Origin of the sequence: Polymorphospora sp. A560 (genome assembly GCF_045781765.1) — a bacterium.
In the GTDB taxonomy this organism is placed as follows: Bacteria; Actinomycetota; Actinomycetes; order Mycobacteriales; family Micromonosporaceae; genus Polymorphospora; species Polymorphospora lycopeni.
On the sequence record NZ_CP122282.1, the window covers coordinates 4,473,464 to 4,489,767 of the forward strand.

Below are 16,304 nucleotides of genomic sequence, written 5' to 3' on the forward strand. Positions count from 1 at the left end.
GGGAACCGGCCGTCAGCATAGTTGATCTTGTCGGGGAGCGCTCCCCGAGCGTTGACTAGGCATTGACATACCTCGAAACACGGTTCAGAGTGTCCGATTAAGAGAGCGCTCTCTCATGCGGTCGTCATCGGTTGGTAACCGGGTCGACACACCACGCCCTGTCGAAGAGGAGCTGCCATGCGTCCCACCCCGCCCCCGACCGGCCGATGGCCCGCCCGCCCCACCTGGCTACGCCTCGGCGCCCTGGGCGCCGCCCTCGTCGCCCTGCTCGGCGGATACGTCGTGGCCACCACAGTGACCGCCAGCGCGGCGGAGATCCTGCTCTCGCAGGGCCGGCCGGTCACCGCGTCGTCGACCGAGTCGATCGCGTTCCCGGCCTCCGCCGCCGTCGACGGCGACAACGGCACCCGCTGGTCCAGCGCCGCCGCCGACCCGCAGTGGCTACGCGTCGACCTCGGCTCACCGGTCGCGGTCAGCCGGGTCGCGCTGCGCTGGGAGACCGCGTACGCCAGCGACTTCACCATCCAACTGTCGACCGACGGCTCCTCCTGGACCACGGCACACACCACCGTCGGCGGCACCGGCGGCGACCAGAGCCTGACCGTGGCCGGCACCGCCCGCTACGTACGGCTGCACACCACGAGGCGGGCCACCGCCTGGGGCGTGTCGCTGTTCGAGTTCCAGGTGTACGGCGGCAGCGCACCCGGCGGCTGCGGCACCACCAACGCCGCCCAGGGCCGCCCGGCACTCGCCTCCTCGGTCGAGTCCGGCGCCTACCCGGCCAGCGCGGCCGTCGACGGCAACACCGGCACCCGCTGGTCCAGCGCCGCCGCCGACCCGCAGTGGCTGCGCGTCGACCTCGGCAGCACCCAGGCGATCTGCGGCGTGACCCTGAACTGGGAGGCGGCGTACGGCGTCGCCTTCACGATCCAGACCTCCGCCGACGGCAACACCTGGACCACCGTCCACACCACGACGAACGGCACCGGCGGCGTGCAGAACCTCACCGTCACCGGGTCGGGGCGGTTCGTCCGGGTGCACGGCACCACCCGGGCCACCCCGTACGGCTACTCGCTGTGGGAGTTCCAGATCCGCACCGGCACCACCGGCACCCCGCCGCCGACCACCCCGCCACCCACGACGCCGCCGCCGACCACTCCCCCGCCGGGCGGCAGCCGGCTGTTGTCGTACCAGAAGCCCGCCGTCGCCTCCTCCGACCAGAGCGACGTCAACTGCTACGAGTGTGTGCCGGCCCGGGCCTTCGACAACGACCCGGCGACCCGCTGGGCGACCAGTTCCACCACCGGCTGGGTCGACCCCGGCTGGATCTACGTCGACCTCGGCGCGACCGCCACCATCACCCAGGTCGTGCTCCAGTGGGACCCGGCCTACGCGACGTCGTACCAGATCCAGGTCTCGCCGAACGCGACCACCTGGACCACGATCTACTCGACGACCAGCGGCCGGGGCTTCAAGGAGACCATCAACACCACCGGCACCGGCCGCTACGTGCGGATGTACGGCACCGCGCGGGCCACCCCGTACGGCTACTCGCTCTACGAGTTCCGGGTGTACGGCACCGGCGGCAACCCGGTCGCCCCGCCACCGATGCCGCCGGACCCGGTCTTCCCGGCGACGCGTCTGGTGTGGAGCGACGAGTTCAACGGTCCGGCCGGCAGCAAGCCCGACCCGACGAAGTGGACGATCGACCCGGGCACCGGCCAGAACAACGAGTTGCAGTACTACACCAACAACGACAACGTGTCGATGGACGGCACCGGCTCGCTGGTGCTGGAGGCCCGGCGGCAGAGCGCCGGCGGGCGCGAGTACACCTCGCACCGGATGAACACCGGCAACAAGTTCCACGTCCAGTACGGCCGCATCGAGGCCCGGGTCAAGGTGCCCAAGGGCAACGGCCTGTGGCCGGCGTTCTGGATGATGGGCGCCGACTTCCTCACCGGCCGGCCGTGGCCGTACAACGGCGAGATCGACATCATGGAGGTGCTCGGCCGCAACACCCTGGAGGGCTACTCGACGCTGCACGCCCCGCAGTACAACGGCGCCGGCGGCTACGGCCTGAAGTATCCGGCACCCGGCGGCGTCGACTTCGCCAACGACTACCACGTGTGGTCGGCCGAGTGGGACAGCCGCGGCATCACCTTCAAGGTCGACGGCCAGACCGTCTTCTACGCCAGCAAGGACACCGTCGAGTCGACCCGCGGCCCGTGGGTCTACGACCACCCCTTCTACATCATCCTCAACCTGGCCGTGGGCGGTGACTTCCCCGGACCGGTCGACGGCACGACGCCGTTCCCGTCCCGGATGTACGTCGACTACGTCCGCGTCTACCAGTGACGGCGGTGGCCGGTGGCCGGACGCGTCCGGCCACCGGCCACCGGATGCACAAGCCCCCTCGTATGCCATCGACGCCAAGGAGGCAACCATGCGACGGGCACCCCGCAAGATCCGGACCAGGAGGGCGGCCGCCACCGGCGCGCTGTTCGTCCTGCTGGCCGGCTACCTGACCGGCACCGCCCTACCGGCCGGCGCCGCCGACACCCTGCTCTCGCAGGGGCGGTCGGCCACCGCGTCGTCGACGGAGAACGGCGGCACGCCCGCCGCCGCGGCCGTCGACGGCGACAACGGCACCCGCTGGTCCAGCGGGTTCGCCGATCCACAGTGGATACGCGTCGACCTCGGCGGGACCGCCACCGTCAACCGGGTGGTCCTGCGCTGGGAGAGCGCGTACGCCCGCGCCTTCACCGTCCAGACCTCCACCGACGCGACCAACTGGACCACCGTCCACACCACCACCAACGGCAACGGCGGGGTCCAGGACCTCGCCGTCTCCGGCACCGGCCGGTACGTCCGCGTCCACACCACCGCCCGCGCCACCCCGTACGGCGTCTCGCTGTGGGAATTCCAGGTGTACGGCACCGGCGGCGGCACCCCACCGCCGAGCACCCCGCCGCCCGGCGGCCCGATCGTCCGCGTCGCCGAGTTCCTCGCCGAGTGCCCGTACAGCCACCGGCTGCCCGACGACCCGATCATCTTCCCCGGACTGCCCGGCGCCTCGCACATGCACAGCTTCTTCGGCAGCCGGGTCACCAACGCCCACACCGACCTCGACGACCTGCTCGGCAGTACCAGCACCTGCTCGCCCAGCATCGACGTGTCGTCGTACTGGGTACCGACCCTGTACGTGGACAACGTGCCGGTGGAACCGACCGGCACCACCTTCTACTACCTCGGTGAGGGCGTACGCGACGACATCATCGCCCGCACCCAGCCGCTGCCGCTGGGCCTGCGGATCGTCGCCGGCAACGCCCGGGCCACCGGTCCCGGCGACAACACCATCGCCCGCTGGTCGTGCCTGCACGCCGGTCACGTCGGGGCGTCGACGAACTTCGTCAACTGCCCGACCGGCACCATGCTGGAGTCCTATCTGGACTTCCCACAGTGCTGGAACGGCCGCGACCTCGACTCGCCCGACCACAAGAGCCACATGGCCTATCCGGTCGCCGGCGCCTGCCCGGCCAGCCACCCGGTCCCGGTGCCGAAACTGCGCCAGGTACTGCGCTATCCGGTCAACGGCGACCCGGCCCGGTTCCGGCTGGCGTCCGGACCCGGCTACACCATGCACGGCGACTTCTTCAACGCCTGGCCGGAGGCGGAGATGGCCCGCCGGGTCAACGACTGCATCCGCCCGATCATCAAGTGCGGGGTGAACGGCCGCCCCTGACCCCGGTCGCCCCAAGCCGCCGCGCCCGTGCCCACGCCGAGGGCACGGGCGCGGCCCTGCCCTGCCCCCGGGACTGCCCGGGGCGGGGGGTGGCCGCCGGCCGCGTTGATCAAGGAGTTGTTGCCAAGATCGCGCCCCAATTTGCGGCATTGATCCCATGATCGCGGGGCGCGGGCGGCTGCGCGGGGGGCAGCGCGCGACGGGGGCGCGGCGCGCAGGGCGGGCGGCGCGCGGGCGGACGACGCGCGGGCGGGACGCGGGTGAGGGCGGGTCAGGTGGAGGCGCGGATCACCAGGGTGGGGTGGAACAGGATCGCGCGGGACAGGCGGCGCGGGTCACGGATCCGGGCCAGCAACAGGCGGGCCATCTCGGCGGCCATCTCCTCCACCGGCTGCCGGATCGTGGTCAGCGCCGGGTGCGCCTCCGCCGCCGCCGAACTGTCGTCGAAGCCGACGACCGCGACGTCGTCGGGCACCCGCCGGCCGAGTTCCCGTAGCACCCGTACCGCGCCCTCGGCCATCAGGTCGTTGGCGACGAACAGGCCGTCGACGTCCGCGTGGGTCGCCAGCAGCCGTCGGGCCGCCGCCTCGCCACCGGCCCGGGTGAAGTCGGCCTCGACGACCGGCGGGTCCGGCTGCCCGTACCCGAGCAGGGCCGCGCGGAAGCCGGCGAGCCGTTCCTGGCCGGCGGTCATGTCCAGCGGCCCGCAGATCGTCGCCAGCCGCCGGCGGCCGCGGCCGACCAGGTGCTCGACGGCCAGGTGGGCGCCGGCCCGCTGGTCGACGTCGACGTAGCTGGCGCGTACCGGCGGACCGGGCCGGGCGGACAGCACGGTCGGGATGTCCAGGTCGTCGAGCAGGCCGGGCATCGGGTCGTCGATGTGACTGCTGACCAGCAGTACGCCGTCGACGTGCCCCTGTCGCAGGTAGCGCAGCACCAGGTGCCGGGCCGGTGGGTCGACCGGGATGACGACGAGGTGGATGTTCTGCGGCAGCAGCACCTCCTGGGCGCCGGCGGTGACCCGGCCGACGTAGGGGTCGGTGAACATCCGGTTGAGGAACGGGGTGCCGCTGGTGCGGTCGGGCTCGGAGATGACGATCGCGACCGAGTCGGTGCGCCGGGTCACCAGCGAGCGGGCGGCGAGGTTGGGGACGTACCCGGTGGCGGCGATGGCCCGCTCGACGGTCTCCCGGATCTCCGGGGCGACGGTCGGCACCGCGTTGATGACCCGGGACACGGTGGACCGGGACACGCCGGCGTAGCGGGCGACCTGCTCCAGGGTGGGCGGGCGGCCGCCGTCCGCGGACACGGTCGACATGTGATCGAGCCTATAGCACCCCGCTCCCCCGAAGATCCGCGTGATCAGGGAGTTCGTGGCACGACACGCCGACGAAACGCGAGACGGAGTCCCTGATCACCGTGATCAAGGGGATGTCGACAGTGCGACAGTCGGGTTGGCGATTCAGATAGATCGATTGGCGTCTTGGCTGCTCGGGTGGCATGGCGGGGGGCGTCGGCACCTGCGGGGGTCTTCTACGTTGGGTCGTGCCCGGGGCTGACCGGGTCGCACCCCACCACCGCCCGGCGTTCGACCGTCTACTTCGGAGCAGCCGGCGACCACGAAGGGAAACCAGGACCAAGATGCAGCACGAGACGACCCAGGGACGCCGCCGGATCATCGCCGGCGCGGTCCTGTCGACCGCCGTACTGATCACGCCGCTGCTCGGCGCGGCACCGGCGGCGGCCGTACCCGGCCTGGACCGGGTCAACTCGGTCGGCCCCCGCAACAGCGACGCCAAGAGCCGGACCGCCTTCTGCGCTCCGGGCGACACCGTGCTCGGCGGCGGTGGCCGGATCGGCGGCGCGGTGCCCGAGCAGGTGGGCATGGACTTCATGCTGCCGCTGGTCGACGGCACCGGATTCTCGGTCACCGGCCGGGAGGACGAGACCGGCACCAACGAAACCTGGTCGGTCACCGCGACGGCGCTGTGCGCCCCCGCACCGGCCGGCTTCGAGGTGGTCTCCGGCACCTCCAGCCCGACGTCGGTCGACGAGGACTGGCTCACCATCCCCTGCCCGCTCGGCAAGGTGGCGCTCGGCGTCGGCGGCGCGGTGATCGGGGCCAGCAACAGCGAGGTGCTGCTGGAGGATCTGCGCATCGACACCGGCAGTGTCACGGTCGCCGGTGCCGAGGACGGCACCGGGTTCGCCGGCAACTGGCAGATCCACGCCCGGGCGATGTGCGCCAACCAGCCGGCCGGCTACGAGCGGCTGCTCGACGACAGCGACTACGACTCCGTCTCCAGCAAGTCGGTGACCGTCACCTGCTCGCCGGGTCGGCAGGTGCACGGGATCGGCGCCGAGATCCTCGGCGGGAACGGACAGGTCCGGTTGACCGCCGCACACGCCCCGGACACCACCTCGGTGACCGCGAGCGCGGTCGAGGACGAGGACGGCTTCAGCGGCAGTTGGAAGGTCCGCGCGTTCGCGATCTGCGCAAGCTGACCGTCGCACGGGGCCGGCGCGGTGTCCACCGCGCCGGCCCCGTCGGGTCAGGCCAGCGGGAACTCGTCGAAGAGCACGACGGCCGAGCCCGGGTCACGGGTGTCGAACCGGTACGACCGCACCACGCCCGCCCCCGAGTCGAGGACCGAGAAGACGGTGATGTCGTTGCTGGCGACGTACGGCAGGGGCTTGCCGGCGGCGTCGGTCAGCGGGGCGACCGTCGGCACGATCGGGGCCAGGCCACCCGGGTCGCCCTGCCGGATGTGGTCGGGGTCCTCGGGCAGGTTGCGGCTGGCGCCGGACGAGACGTCGTACGCGCCGTAGCTGTTGCCGACGTTGGAGGTCTCCAGCCAGTTGACGCCGGCGGCGTTGCGGAACCGGTTCCACAGGTGGGAGTGTCCGTTGTGGACCAGGTGCACGCCGTTGGCGGAGAAGAGCGGCTCCAGGTCGCGCAGGATGTGGTCGTCGGCCAGCGGGTAGTCGTACGTGACGGCGGTGACCTTGCCGGTCAGCGGGTCGCGGGTGACGGTCTGCACCGGGTCGGTGAACGGCGGCGCGGAGTTGTCGCCGAGGCCGTGCCCCGGGTGGTGGTACATGACGACCCGGTACCGGGCCCGCTGCGCCGCCGGCGAGGCGAGCTCGCGCTCCAGCCACTTGTACTGCCGCGAGCCGCGCTTGACCGGCTCGAAGATGAACTGTCCGTAGCCCCACTTCTCCGCGTTCTCCAGGTCGGCCGGCGCCTCCTGGAACTTGCCCCGGGCGGTCGGCGACGCCGAGCGCCAGATCTGGGTGGCGAAGAGGGTGACCAGGTGCACGTCGCCGATCGTCCGGGCCCACCAGCGCTGGCCGCCGTTGGGGCTGCTCGGGTACGGGAACATCTCCTCGTACGTGGTGACGTCCCAGGACTGCTCGGCCAGCCAGGTCGCCTCGTCCACACCGGACGGCCGGCTGTCGCGCCACTTCCGGCGGGCCACCTCGAGCGGCTGCGGGTCGTTGAACTGGCTGTCCAGGCCGGCGGTGTCCGACCAGCGGCCCATCACCTCGTGGTTGCCGATCGCCGGGTAGATCGGGGTGTGCTGGAGCAGCGGCGCGCCGCGCCAGGTGCGACCGTGCAGCGTCTTGCTGGCCCGTCCGGTCAGGCCGGCGAAGAACGCGAGCCCGGTGGTGCTGTCGAACCACTCGCTGGCCCGGTCCGGCACGTTGACCAGGTCACCGGCGACGAGCACGCCGTCGAGGCGTACGCCGACGGTCTCGGCGACCTTCTCCAGGTTGGCCGGGGTCATGTTCTTGAGCTGGTGGTCGCTGGTCAGCAGCAGCTTCACCGCCTGCTTGCGGGGTGCCACCGGGGCCAGCGTGTAGACGGCGGTGACCGTCGCCCGGCCGGCGTGGTCGACCGACACCACCCGGTACGGCGTACGGCCGGCGGGCAGCTTGTCGACCAACGCCAGCTGCCGGTGCACCGGCCGGTCGACGACCGCCGAGAAGCTGCGGCCGGGCACCGCCGAGGCGCTGTCCTCCCGGGTCCGGGTCAGCCGCTTCGTGGTGGCGGTGATCCGCCGCCAGCCGGGGCCGTTGCGGCGGCTGCCGGTGGCGGCGTCCAGGGCCTGCTGGTCGTCGAGGGTGGTCACGCCGGCGCCGACGAGCACCACCTGTGCGGTGCCGGCCTCCTCGGTGTGCCATACGACGTACACGGTGGACGCCTGCGGGTCGAGCAGGTAGGGCTCGCACAGCAGCGGCCGGCCGCCCAGCCGGGGCGCCGGTACGTCGTCGGGGTCCGTGCCGGGGGCCGCCGCCACGGCCGGCGCGGCAGGTACGGCCACCCCGGTCGCCACCGCGGCGCCGCCGGCGAGCGCGCCGAGCACCGTACGGCGGGACAGGCTGCCCGGCGCGGGGTTTTCCGTCGTCGGAAGGGTTTCGTTCGCGGTTGGATCGGTCATGAGGCCGGACCCAACCGGAGCCGGCTGTCCAGGTCCTCCCGGCCAGGTGAACGTGATCCTCCCGTCGGGTGAATCCCCTGGTCACCCCGGCACCGCAGCCGCACGGTCCGGCACCGGGGACGGCCGCGGCGACCGGCGGCGGCAACCCCTGATATCCACCCGTTTCACTGCTTATGCAGCTTCATCAACCACTATTGCGACCCGGCGGGCGTACGTCCGGAAACGCACCCCGCCGACGCGCCGGAAAGCGCTTCACCACAGATACATCGGACCATGCCACCAATGGGACATTCATCGACGCTCGTCAGCACGACTGCTACCGTGTCCCAGAGTGTCAGGCGACGCCGTTCGGCGCCGCCCAAGGAGGTCCGTTTCGTGGTGAAACAATCGGACGCAATCACCCATGTGGACGGGACGGCGATCGCCGTGCACGTTGTCCGGGAATTCCTCCGACGCCTGCCGGCCGGTGACATTTCCGGCCCGATCGCGGGCGGGGCGGCACGGGTGGTGCACGAGGTGCTCCGCGAACTCGGCACCCCGCCGGGCGTCGACGGCGCCGCGGCACCGGCCGGGACGACCGGCGGCGGGACCGTCCCACCCGCCGCCGGCCCCACCAGGAACAGCGCCCGGACCGGCGACGCCCCACCCGACGAGACCGACTATCCCGGCCACCCGGTCGACTACCTGCGGGCCGGCACGCTGCTCTTCGAGGTGGCCCTGCCGATCCTGGCCGCCCGCTGGGCCGGCGGCGACCAGAAACTGCTGGTCAGGGCCAGCACCACCCTGCACCGGGCGGTGACCGAGTGGGCCGCGCTCGCCTCGACCGCCCACGACAGCCTGCTGACCGCGCGCCTGCGCACCTCGCGCCAGGAGGAACGGCGCCGGATCGCCTGCGAGTTGCACGACCGGGTCGGCCACGGCATGGCGCTGGCGCTACAGAACCTGGACCTGCACCGGCGCTATCTCGCCACCGACGCGGACCGGGCGGCGGCCAGGCTGACCAGGGCGATCACCACCATCGGCGAGACCACCCGGACCATCCAGCAACTCTCCTCGGAACTGCGCCGGTCGGTGAGCGACCGCGGAATCGAACACGCCCTGCGGACCTATCTGGACCACCATGTCCCACCACCGGTACGGGTCGACCTGACCGTTTCGGACCGGGTGGACACACTACCGCCCGAAGTCGCCGAGGAACTGTATCTGATTCTCTGCGAAGCCATCCGGAATGCCGTCCGCCACGCGCATCCGGCGACACTTCGAATCCAGCTCGGAATCAACGGAAACCGCGTCGACGCCTCGGTCGCCGACGACGGAAGCGGGTTCGATCAAAAAGCCGCGATCGCCACCTCGTACGGCGGATTACTGTCGATGCGGGACCGGGCCGAATTGCTGCGCGGCCGGTTGCGCCTGTCGAGCATGACCGGCCACGGCACCACCGTCGCCGTCACCGTACCCATGCCCGGGGCGCGGCCGTGAGCGCGCCCGTCGTCGCGGACCCCATCCGCGTCGCGCTCGCCGACGACCACGCCCTGTTCCGGGAGGGAATCCGCGAACTGCTGTCCACCGACGACGGGTTCGTCGTCGTCGGGGAAGCCGCCACCGGTGACCAGGCCGTCGCCGTCGCCGTCGAGCATCGCCCGGACGTCCTGCTGCTCGACGTCGAGATGCCCGGGCCGGGCGCCGCCGCCGTCATCCGGCAGGTGCACCGGACCCGGCCGCAGACCAGAGTCATCGTGCTCACCATGCACGACGACGACGGCCTGATGCGCGAAGTGTTCGAGAGCGGCGCGGCGGCCTACCTGACCAAGGCGATCCTGCTCGACGAACTGCTGGCCGCCGCGCGGTCGGTCTGCCGCGACGCGCAGACGGTGCTGCTGTCGGTCTCCCGGCGGACCCTGGGCCGGTTCGGCGGTCACCCGGCGGGCCCGCCACCGGATCCCGGTGCCGGCGGGCCGGCCGCCGACCGGGCGCCGACCGCCCGCGAACGCGAGATCCTCCGGCTGGTCGCGGCCCGGATGAACAACGCACAGATCGCCGCGCGGCTGGGGGTCACCCAGGCGACCGTGAAACGGCATCTGACGAACATCTACGCCAAACTCGACGCGCGGTCGCGAATGGACGCGGTCCACCGCGCGGCGGCGGCCGGAATCATCACCGCCGATGGCGAGTCAGGTCACTGAAAGTGGTGCCACCGTTGCTATCGTCGGCGCCCGGCGGGGTCAGTTTCCCAGCCTTCCCAATCCCCTGGAGGTTCCACGTGCAGTACCGTCCACTGGGCCGGACCGGCCTGCGGGTTTCCGAGATCGGCTACGGCGCCTGGGGTATCGGCGGCCTCTACTGGGTCGGCGCGCAGGAGCAGGAGTCGTTACGCGCCCTGCACACCGCGATCGAACAGGGCGTCAACTTCATCGACACGGCCCGCGGATACGGCGAGAGCGAGCGCCTGGTCGGTCAGGTCGTGCGCGAGCACCGGGGCGACCCGGTCTACGTGGCGACCAAGGTCCCGCCGGCGAACATGATCTGGCCGGCACCCACCGGGGTCCACCCCGACGAGGCGTTCCCGGGCGCGCACATCCGCGAGAGCCTGGAGACCAGCCTGCGCGCGTCGGGCCTGGAAGCCTTCGACCTGCTTCAGTTCCACGTCTGGCAGGACGAGTGGATCGGGCGCGGCGACTGGCTGGAGACGATCGCGACACTCAAGGAGGAGGGGAAGATCCGCTTCTTCGGAGTGTCCATCAACGACTACCAGCCGGAGAGCGTCCTCGACCTGGTCCGAAGTGGACACGTCGACGCCGTGCAGCTCATCTACAACGTGTTCCACCAGACCCCGGAGGAGAGCTTCCTGCCGGCGTGCGCCGAGCACGGCGTCGGTGTCGTCGTCCGGGTGCCGCTCGACGAGGGCGGCCTCACCGGGCAGATCACCGCGTCGACGACGTTCCCCGCGGACGACTTCCGCAACAACTACTTCGCCGGCGACCGGCCGGCCCAGGTGGAACAGCGGGTCGACGCGCTCGTCGCCGACCTCGGGGTGCCCCGCGACCGGCTCGCCGAACTCGCGCTGCGGTTCGTCCTCGACGCGCCCGAGGTGTCGACGATCATCCCGGGCATGCGCTCGGTCCGCAACGTGCAGCGCAACGTCGCGGTCAGCGACGGCCAGCCGCTGCCGGCGGAGCAGCGGGCGACGCTGGCCAAGCACCGCTGGGAGCGGAACTTCTACCAGCCCTAGCCGGCCGCCTGCCGGCGCGTACCACGCCCTAGCCGGCCGCCTGCCGGCGCGTACCACGCCCTAGCCGGCCGCCTGCCGGCGCATACCACGCCCCAGCCGGCCGCCTGCCGGCGCATACCACGCCCTGACCGCTCCCGCCGGCCGGCGGCCGGGTCAGCCCTGGCCGGTCGCGCCGGCCGGGGTGCGGCCGGCGATGACCGCGCGCAGCGCCGTCTCGTAGGCGTCGACGCAGGATTCCAGGCCGAACAGCTCGTTGGCCTTCTTGCGGCCGAGTTCGCGCGCCTCGGCCGGCAACGCGGCGAGTTCGAGTACGGCCCGGCGCAGCGCGGCCGGATCACGCGGCGGCACCACCCGCCCGAATCCGGTCGCCTGCACCGGGAACCGGCCGCCGGGCAGGTCGGTGGTGACCGACGGGATGCCGGCCATCATCGCCTCGACCTGGACGATGCCGAACGACTCGGCGATCGACGGCAGCGCGAAGACGTCGATGGAGGCGTAGAAGTCGCGGATCCGGTCGCCCTGCAGCAGGCCGAGGAACCGGACCCGTGGGTCGCCGGCCGCCTCGGCGCGCAGCAGCCCGATGTTGCTGCCGCCGGCGACGCCCTCGTAGTCGCCGCCGACCAGCAGCCGGGCGGCCGGGTCGTCGATCGTACGGAAGGCGCGGATCAGGTATTCGATCCCCTTCTCGTCGGCGATCCGGCCCAGGAAGCCGATGTGCGTTCCCGAGCCGTCCCGCAGCGCCGGCCGGCCGCCACCCCGGTCGGCGCAGGGTGCCGGGACGGCCAGCGTCGGCCGGCGGCGCAGCAGCGGCCACAGCCGCGAGCCGCGGGCCTGGTCGTCGCTGTTGACCACGACGAGGGCGGCCCGCCGGATCGCCGCGCCGGCCGAGGCGTCGGCGAGCCGCATGCCGATGTCGTTGACCGGCCCGGCCGGCAGGAACGCGTCGATGTGGTGGGTCGCCACCAGCGGGACCCGGCGGGTCAGCGCCGCGACGGCGACCGCCTCCGGCATCGGCAGGTGGATGTGCAGGACCGCGGACCGGGCGGCCAGCCGGGCCACCAGCGCGGGCAGGCCGGGGCTGAGCACACCCTTGCGGATCCGGGCGAGCACCGGTGCCCGGAACACGTGCACGCCGGCGATGACCTCGTACGGCGGCAGGGACCGGTCGTGCCGGGAGCAGGCGACCGCGATCCGCAGGCCGCGCGCGGCGAGCCCTTCGGCGATCATCCGCGCGGTCTCGGTCAGGCCGCTGACGTACGGCGCGTAGTAGTCGAGCGCGACGGTCACGTCGAACCGGTCGTCCGGCCGCATCACGGGTTTCCTCTCAGGTCTCAGGACTGCGAGACGACGAAGTGCTGGGCGAGGTGGTCGGAGAAGCCCGGGTTGGGCGCGAAGCGGTAGCCGGCGACGTCGAGGTCGTCGGTGGTCAGCAGCCAGTCCAGCCGCCACAGCCGGGGCAGGTTGTAGCTCGCCGTCGGCCAGCTCGACGCCAGCACCGATCCCCCGGCCGGGTCGTGCCGGCGCAGGCCCGGCCCGACGTCGACGAGGCTGCCGACCCAGGGGGTGTTGAAGTCACCGGCGACCACGACCGGGTTCGGGTTGGCGGCGACGTCGGCGCGCAGCGTCGCCAGTTCGGCCTGCCGCAGGTGGTACTGGTCGCGGACGAAGTCGTAGAACTCGCGGCCGAGCGGGCTCAGCTCGCGCCGCAGCGGCACGAACAGGTGCACGTTGTAGATGGACAGCACCCCGTCTCCGAACCGTACGTCGACCCGCTGGGCCTTGTTGCCCCGCCAGTACCAGTCGGTGCCCTCGCCGGGCACCGGCCGGGGGTGGGTGGCGACCACCGGCAGCCTCGAGATGGTGACCAGTTCGCCCTCGACGACGACCTCGTGTCCGGGGAAGGCGGCCCGGATCCGGGCCAGGTCGTCGACCCGGACCGCGTCGTCCTCCCATCGCAGGTATTCCTGGAGCAGGTAGACGTCGGCCCGCTGCTCGCGCAGGTAGGCGAAGAAGGCGTCCGGGTCGTCGTCCATGGTCCAGATGTCGGTGTTCCAGGCCATCACCTTGACCGACGGGGCCGGCGGGGTGGTCCCGGTCGGCTCGCCGCCCAGCACCCGCACGTGCAGGCCGCCGAGCGACAGGCCGGCCACGACGAGGGCGGCCAGCAGCGGCGACAGCCACCGCCGGACCGGCCGGGCCAGCGGCGACACGGCGAGCAACAGCAGGGGTACGACGACCAGCGCGACCGGCGGCGTCGACTCGACGATCAGCCACGGCCACCAGCGACCGGTGAGCAGGACGTGGGCGGCCAGGAAGAGGGTCCACAGTGCGGTGCCGGCGACCACCAGCCGGGTGCCGAGGCACCACCGCCGTCGTACCGGCGAGGCGGCGTCCACCGCCTGGCCGGGCCCGCCGGCGGGGGTGGCGCTGTCAGCCGGGGCGGAATCCGGGCCGGCCCCGGTCGGACCACCGGGCGGGGCCGGGTCCGCGAGGGTGTCCGGCTCCCCCGCCGTCAGCGCACCGGCCCGGTCGTCGTTCACAGTGCCTCCAGTCGCAGACCGGTGTAGAGGCGCACCGGCCGGCCGCCGACCCTCGGCACCGCGATCTCCCGGGCCGGCCGGAAGTGCCGGTCGAGGGCGGGCCGCAACCGCTGCCGACCGTCACCGTACAGGCTGGCATCGACGCGGGTCGTCATCCGCAGGGCCAGGTCCCACAACGGGCTGACGCCGGGCGTCACCATCACCAGCGTGCCGCCGGGGGCGAGCACCCGCCGGATCTCGCGGCAGGCGTCGTCGATGCGTGGCACGCACTCCAGCGTGCTCACCGCCACCACGCAGTCGAAGTGGCCGTCGGCGTACGGCAGGTCCTCGGCGCCGGCCTGGGCCAGGGTCGCGGCGACGCCGTACGCGGCGAGCCGGGTGGTGACCTCGCCGGCGTGCGGGTGGATGTCGACCCCGTGGATCTCGTCGCACCGGCGGGCGAGTTCGGGCAGGAAGACACCGCTGCCGTAGCCGATCTCCAGGATCCGCCGGTGGTGGGTGTCGCCGAGCAGGTCGAGGATCATCCGGAAGCGCAGCCGCTGGACCCGGCCGAGCAGCGGCCGGTAGTTCCAGTCCGGGTGGTCGACCGGACCGGTGAGCAGCAGCGCGGACCGGGGCAGCAGGTGCAGCGGGCGGGTCGCCATCACGCGGCCGTCCCGCCGGCCCGCAACCGCAGGCCGGTGTAGAGCCGCAGCACGCTGCCGCCGAACCGGGGCACCCGGACCTCGCGTTCCGGCCGGAAGTGCCGGTACAGGGCCGGCTGCAGCCGCTGCCGGCGGTCGCCGTACTGGCTGGCTCCCTGGCGGGTGGCGACGGCCAGCACCGGGCTCCACAGGGCGCTGGCTCCGGGCGTGACGACGATCAGCGACCCGCCGGGGGCGAGCACCCGGTCGATCTCGCGGCAGGCGGTGTCGATCGACTCGACGTACTCCAGGGTGCTGACCGCGACGACGCAGTCGAAGAACCGGTCGTCGTACGGCAGTGCCTCCGCGCTGCCCCGGGTCAGCGTGGTCGTGACGCCGTGCTGGGCGAGGCGTCCGGCCACCTCCCCGGTCAGCGGGTGCGCGTCGATGCCGTGCAGTTCCCGGCACCAGCGGGCGAGTTCCGGCTGGAACACGCCGCTGCCGTAGCCGATCTCCAGGATCCGGTCGAACCGGTCGCCGCCGAGCAGGTCGACGACCATCCGGAAGCGCAGCCGCTGGACCCGGCCGAGCACCGGCCGGTAGTTCCAGTCCGGGTGGTCGACCGGACCGGTCGGCTGCACCGCGGAGGCCGGCAGCAGCCGCGGGGTGTGCGGGGGGTGGCTCATCGGCCCTCCAGGAGTTGTCCGGCGAATTCGACCAGCACCGGGAACCGGGCCGCCACCAGGATGACGGCGAGCCCGCCCGCCCAGATCAGCGTGTTGACGACCATGGCGCGGTCGCGCAGCAGCAGGCGTACCGGGTCGCCGCCGCCCTTGCCGACCACCACGACGTGCAGGTGCCGGGCGACCGCGAAGATCGCGCAGGGCAGCGAGACGAGCAGGGAGGCGTCGGTGTAGGGAGCGGCGAACCGGCCGTTCACCAGGTAGAGCAGGAACACGGTCACGGTCAGCGTGGCGTACAGGATGATCAGGTAGTCCAGGTACTGGGTGGTGTAGCCGGCCAGCGACGGCCGGTGGGCGGTGCCGCCGACGGACATCTCGTGCCGTCGCTTGCCGGCGGCGAGCAGCAGGCAGAGGGTGAAGACGCAGGCGAGCAGCCAGACCGAGGCGCGGGCCGGCACCGCCAGATAGCCCTGGACGACCCGGAGCACGAAGCCCGCCGCGACGGCGAAGACGTCGAGCAGTGGCAGGTGCTTGAGCCAGCGGACGTAGGACAGGTTGAGCGCCAAATAGCCGAACAGCGGCCACCAGGACATCGCCGGGCCGACCGCGAGCAGGACCGCGACCAGCACGATCAGGCCGAGCGCGTACGCCCGGGCCGGGCCGACGCCGATGCGTCCGGCGGCGATCGGCCGGTGCCGCTTCACCGGGTGCAGCCGGTCACGGTGCCGGTCGGCGATGTCGTTCCACACGTACACGAACGCCGACAGCAGGGTGAACAGCACGACGGCGAGCCCCATCCGGGCGAGCGCGCCGAGGCCGAGGTGGGGCGCGTCGATCAGGGCCAGCGGGACGACCAGCAGGTTCTTCGGCCACTGGGCGGGGCGGGCCAGGGCGACGAGGTCGCGCAGCAGCCCGGTCCGCACGCCGGTGGTCACGGCGGCGGTCGCGCCGACCGCCGCGGCCGGCACGTCGGGCACCGGCGGCACGGGTTGGCCGAGGTTCGTCGAATACACCGTGACCTCCTCCTGGACGCGGCTCGAAGCGG

13 protein-coding genes are annotated in these 16,304 nt (G+C 72.6%); 6 read left to right on the forward strand and 7 right to left on the reverse strand.

Features of this window, described 5'->3' with window-relative positions:
* The first annotated feature begins 177 nt into the window (after positions 1-177).
* A complete protein-coding gene (locus QCD66_RS19965; RefSeq protein ID WP_375735804.1) occupies positions 178-2,355 on the forward strand; it encodes a discoidin domain-containing protein in 2,178 nt (725 codons plus the stop codon).
* An 88-nt stretch (positions 2,356-2,443) separates the two neighbouring features.
* A complete protein-coding gene (locus QCD66_RS19970; protein WP_407566723.1) occupies positions 2,444-3,742 on the forward strand; it encodes a DUF1996 domain-containing protein in 1,299 nt (432 codons plus the stop codon).
* Positions 3,743-4,013: 271 nt separating this feature from the next.
* Here the strand turns inward: QCD66_RS19970 and QCD66_RS19975 are convergent, their stop codons facing one another.
* Entirely contained in the window at positions 4,014-5,060 is a 1,047-nt protein-coding gene (locus QCD66_RS19975; RefSeq protein WP_364206572.1) for a LacI family DNA-binding transcriptional regulator, read from the reverse strand.
* A gap of 323 nt (positions 5,061-5,383) precedes the next feature.
* Between QCD66_RS19975 and QCD66_RS19980 the strand changes: the two genes are divergently transcribed.
* Positions 5,384-6,247, forward strand: coding sequence for a hypothetical protein (locus QCD66_RS19980; RefSeq protein WP_375735802.1), 864 nt, complete (start codon positions 5,384-5,386; stop codon positions 6,245-6,247).
* A gap of 47 nt (positions 6,248-6,294) precedes the next feature.
* Here the strand turns inward: QCD66_RS19980 and QCD66_RS19985 are convergent, their stop codons facing one another.
* A complete protein-coding gene (locus tag QCD66_RS19985; RefSeq protein WP_364206576.1) occupies positions 6,295-8,184 on the reverse strand; it encodes a hypothetical protein in 1,890 nt (629 codons plus the stop codon).
* Between the two features lie 375 nt (positions 8,185-8,559).
* Between QCD66_RS19985 and QCD66_RS19990 the strand changes: the two genes are divergently transcribed.
* The 3 genes from QCD66_RS19990 to QCD66_RS20000 all read left to right on the forward strand — a co-directional run bounded on the left by QCD66_RS19990 (position 8,560) and on the right by QCD66_RS20000 (position 11,413).
* Positions 8,560-9,663, forward strand: a complete 1,104-nt coding sequence (locus QCD66_RS19990) for a sensor histidine kinase (protein WP_375735801.1) — start codon at positions 8,560-8,562, stop codon at positions 9,661-9,663.
* Positions 9,660-10,367, forward strand: a complete 708-nt coding sequence (locus QCD66_RS19995; RefSeq protein WP_357544412.1) for a response regulator transcription factor — start codon at positions 9,660-9,662, stop codon at positions 10,365-10,367. Before QCD66_RS19990 ends, QCD66_RS19995 begins: the two co-directional genes overlap by 4 nt.
* Before the next feature lie 77 nt (positions 10,368-10,444).
* Positions 10,445-11,413, forward strand: coding sequence for an aldo/keto reductase (locus tag QCD66_RS20000; protein WP_375735800.1), 969 nt, complete (start codon positions 10,445-10,447; stop codon positions 11,411-11,413).
* 153 nt (positions 11,414-11,566) lie between these two features.
* Here QCD66_RS20000 and QCD66_RS20005 read toward each other — a convergent pair whose 3' ends face one another.
* Genes QCD66_RS20005 through QCD66_RS20025 form a run of 5 tightly spaced genes read right to left on the reverse strand, consistent with a single transcriptional unit; the run spans position 11,567 to position 16,272 of the window.
* Complete coding sequence (locus QCD66_RS20005) at positions 11,567-12,724, reverse strand: glycosyltransferase family 4 protein (protein WP_375735799.1); 1,158 nt, start codon at positions 12,722-12,724, stop codon at positions 11,567-11,569.
* A 20-nt stretch (positions 12,725-12,744) separates the two neighbouring features.
* Positions 12,745-13,953, reverse strand: coding sequence for an endonuclease/exonuclease/phosphatase family protein (locus tag QCD66_RS20010; RefSeq protein ID WP_375735798.1), 1,209 nt, complete (start codon positions 13,951-13,953; stop codon positions 12,745-12,747).
* Complete coding sequence (locus QCD66_RS20015; protein WP_364206588.1) at positions 13,950-14,597, reverse strand: class I SAM-dependent methyltransferase; 648 nt, start codon at positions 14,595-14,597, stop codon at positions 13,950-13,952. Before QCD66_RS20015 ends, QCD66_RS20010 begins: the two co-directional genes overlap by 4 nt.
* Positions 14,597-15,262, reverse strand: a complete 666-nt coding sequence (locus tag QCD66_RS20020) for a class I SAM-dependent methyltransferase (RefSeq protein WP_364206590.1) — start codon at positions 15,260-15,262, stop codon at positions 14,597-14,599. Before QCD66_RS20020 ends, QCD66_RS20015 begins: the two co-directional genes overlap by 1 nt.
* A complete protein-coding gene (locus QCD66_RS20025; RefSeq protein ID WP_364206592.1) occupies positions 15,259-16,272 on the reverse strand; it encodes a UbiA prenyltransferase family protein in 1,014 nt (337 codons plus the stop codon). Before QCD66_RS20025 ends, QCD66_RS20020 begins: the two co-directional genes overlap by 4 nt.
* Positions 16,273-16,304: the final 32 nt, after the last annotated feature.

Bases quoted from the DNA above. Each gene is read 5' to 3' on its own strand.
- QCD66_RS19965 (WP_375735804.1), top strand. From the start codon at position 178: ATGCGTCCCACCCCGCCCCCGACCGGCCGATGGCCCGCCCGCCCCACC.
- QCD66_RS19970 (WP_407566723.1), top strand. From the start codon at position 2,444: ATGCGACGGGCACCCCGCAAGATCCGGACCAGGAGGGCGGCCGCCACC.
- QCD66_RS20005 (WP_375735799.1), bottom strand. From the start codon at position 12,724: ATGCGGCCGGACGACCGGTTCGACGTGACCGTCGCGCTCGACTACTAC.
- QCD66_RS19985 (WP_364206576.1), bottom strand. From the start codon at position 8,184: ATGACCGATCCAACCGCGAACGAAACCCTTCCGACGACGGAAAACCCC.
- QCD66_RS20020 (WP_364206590.1), bottom strand. From the start codon at position 15,262: ATGAGCCACCCCCCGCACACCCCGCGGCTGCTGCCGGCCTCCGCGGTG.
- QCD66_RS20015 (WP_364206588.1), bottom strand. From the start codon at position 14,597: ATGGCGACCCGCCCGCTGCACCTGCTGCCCCGGTCCGCGCTGCTGCTC.
- QCD66_RS19975 (WP_364206572.1), bottom strand. From the start codon at position 5,060: ATGTCGACCGTGTCCGCGGACGGCGGCCGCCCGCCCACCCTGGAGCAG.
- QCD66_RS19980 (WP_375735802.1), top strand. From the start codon at position 5,384: ATGCAGCACGAGACGACCCAGGGACGCCGCCGGATCATCGCCGGCGCG.